The sequence below is a fragment of the Acinetobacter sp. AG1 genome, assembly GCF_001005525.1.
GTDB classification, from domain to species: domain Bacteria; phylum Pseudomonadota; class Gammaproteobacteria; order Pseudomonadales; family Moraxellaceae; genus Acinetobacter; species Acinetobacter modestus.
Genome location: NZ_LBMZ01000028.1, coordinates 1 through 2646, shown reverse-complemented (window position 1 = coordinate 2646; position 2646 = coordinate 1). Strand labels below are relative to the sequence as shown.

The following is a 2646-nucleotide window of genomic DNA, read 5'->3' as shown; positions in this document are numbered from 1 at the left end:
CAAATCAGGGATGGTTCCACCATCATGATTGGTGGCTTCGGAACCGCAGGACAACCCGCAGAACTCATCGATGGTCTGATTGAACTCGGCATCAAAGACCTTGTCATTGTCAATAACAATGCAGGCAATGGTGACTATGGTCTCGCCAAACTCCTAAAAACAGGTGCCGTCCGTAAAATCATCTGCTCTTTCCCACGGCAATCTGATTCATGGGTGTTCGATGAACTCTACCATGCAGGCAAGATTGAATTAGAACTTGTCCCACAAGGCAATCTCGCTTGCCGTATCCAAGCTGCAGGTATGGGGTTAGGTGCTGTATTTACACCGACTGGCTTTGGAACATTATTGGCAGAAGGCAAAGAAACCCGTCATATCGAGGGTAAAGACTATGTTCTTGAATATCCAATTAAGGCTGACTTTGCCTTGATCAAAGCCTACAAAGGCGATCGTTGGGGCAATCTGGTTTTCAATAAATCGGCGCGTAACTTTGGACCGATCATGGCCATGGCTGCAGATGTCACCATCGCTCAAGTCTCAGAAGTGGTTGAACTCGGTCAGCTTGATCCTGAACACATTATTACCCCAGGGATTTTTGTTCAGCATGTGATTGCTGTTGAAGCAACATCACCTGTCACTGCGCAATAAGGAGAATAACAATGAGCTATCAAAAACTCAGTCGTGACCAAATTGCTGAACGCGTTGCACAAGATATTCCTGATGGTGCTTATGTCAATTTAGGTATTGGCTTACCCACCAAGATTTCAAATTATTTACCTGCAGATAAAGATGTCTTTCTGCACTCTGAAAATGGTTTATTGGCATTTGGTCCACCACCAGCCAAAGGTGAAGAAGATCCTGAACTGATTAATGCAGGCAAAGAGTATGTGACCATGCTCACAGGTGGAAGTTTTTTCCATCACGGTGATTCCTTTGCCATGATGCGTGGTGGTCATTTGGATATTGCGGTACTGGGTGCATTCCAAGTCGCAGCCAACGGTGATCTTGCCAATTGGCATACTGGTGCAGCCGATGCGATTCCTGCTGTGGGTGGAGCAATGGATTTGGCTGTAGGTGCAAAGAAAGTCTTTATCACGACCGATCATGTCACCAAACAAGGCGAACCGAAGATTGTTGAAGCGCTGTCTTATCCTGCAACGGGTCTGAAATGTGTCGATCGTATCTATACCGATCTGTGTGTGATTGATGTGACCACAGATGGTTTAAAAGTGATTGAGAAAGTGAATGGTCTGAGCTTTGAAGAGCTACAGGCGTTGACGGGTGCTCAATTGATTGATGTGACACAGGCTGAAGGATAAGCGATATGACCACGACTTTAAAAAATGCATACATCATTGATGCCATTCGTACACCCTTTGGACGTTATGCAGGTGGTTTAGCCCCTGTACGTGCAGATGATCTTGGTGCAGTTCCGATTCAAGCCTTAATGCAACGTAATCCAACGGTCGATTGGCAACAGGTGGATGATGTGATCTATGGCTGTGCCAATCAAGCGGGTGAAGACAATCGTAATGTCGCTCGTATGTCCGCACTATTGGCAGGTTTACCGTATCAAGTCCCTGCAACCACAGTGAACCGTCTTTGTGGTTCATCTCTAGATGCGATTGCGATGGCAGCGCGTGCGATTAAAGCAGGCGAAGCAAATCTAATCATTGCGGGTGGTGTTGAAAGCATGAGCCGTGCGCCCTATGTCATGGGTAAGTCGGACAGTGCTTTTGGTCGTAGTCAAAAGATTGAAGACACGACTATGGGTTGGCGTTTTGTTAATCCAAAGCTCAAAGAAATGTATGGTGTAGATACCATGCCACAGACTGCAGAGAACGTCGCAGAACAATTTAAGATTAATCGAATCGATCAAGACCAGTTTGCCTTGGTGAGCCAACAACGTACAGCAGCAGCGCAAGCCAAAGGCTTTTTTAAACACGAAATCGTTGCTGTCAGCATTCCACAACCTAAAGGCGATGCAGTTGTGATTGATACCGATGAACATCCACGTGCATCCACCACCATTGAAGTATTAACGAAACTCAAAGGTGTTGTGAAGGCAGAAGGTACGGTTACTGCGGGGAATGCTTCAGGTATTAACGATGGTGCGGCAGCGCTATTGATTGCTTCAGATGAAGCCGTTGCTCAATACCAACTGAAACCACGTGCCAAAATTATTGCAGCCACTACGGTGGGTGTTGAGCCACGCATTATGGGTTTTGCCCCTGCGCCTGCAATCAAAAAGTTACTGAAACAAGCCAATCTGACATTAGAACAAATGGATGTGATTGAGCTGAATGAAGCCTTTGCAGCACAGGCATTAGCTGTAACGCGTGATTTAGGGTTAGCGGATGAAGATGTTCGTATCAATCCAAATGGTGGTGCGATAGCTTTAGGTCATCCACTCGGTGCATCAGGTGCGAGATTAGTGACGACGACTTTGAACCATATTGAACAGATTCAAGGGTAATATGCGTTGTGTTCGATGTGTATCGGTGTGGGACAAGGCATCGCTCTCATTATTCAACGGCTGGAGCAAGATTAATGAATACGATATGCCAATTTTTCAATCAAAAGATGTGAATATTAATTATCAAACATTTGGTGATCCAAATTCCCCTGCTCTAGTGTTCTCAAATTCCC

Annotated in this window: 2 protein-coding genes and 2 pseudogenes; all 4 read left to right on the top strand. The window is 45.7% G+C overall.

Annotated features, from left to right (window positions below; translation table 11 throughout):
* Positions 1-645, top strand: a 645-nt coding sequence (locus AAV96_RS00275) for a 3-oxoacid CoA-transferase subunit A (RefSeq protein ID WP_081407474.1), incomplete at its 5' end; no start/stop codon positions are given.
* 11 nt (positions 646-656) lie between these two features.
* Positions 657-1316 (top strand): 3-oxoacid CoA-transferase subunit B, encoded by a 660-nt coding sequence (locus tag AAV96_RS00270; protein ID WP_046737860.1) that lies wholly within the window; start codon positions 657-659, stop codon positions 1314-1316.
* A 5-nt stretch (positions 1317-1321) separates the two neighbouring features.
* A pseudogene (pcaF, locus tag AAV96_RS00265) lies at positions 1322-2548 on the top strand (3-oxoadipyl-CoA thiolase).
* Between the two features lie 10 nt (positions 2549-2558).
* Positions 2559-2646: pseudogene (locus tag AAV96_RS18080) on the top strand (3-oxoadipate enol-lactonase); the annotation flags it as partial.

Coding starts and splice junctions, on each gene's coding strand:
- AAV96_RS00270 (WP_046737860.1), top strand. CDS start 657: ATGAGCTATCAAAAACTCAGTCGTGACCAAATTGCTGAACGCGTTGCA.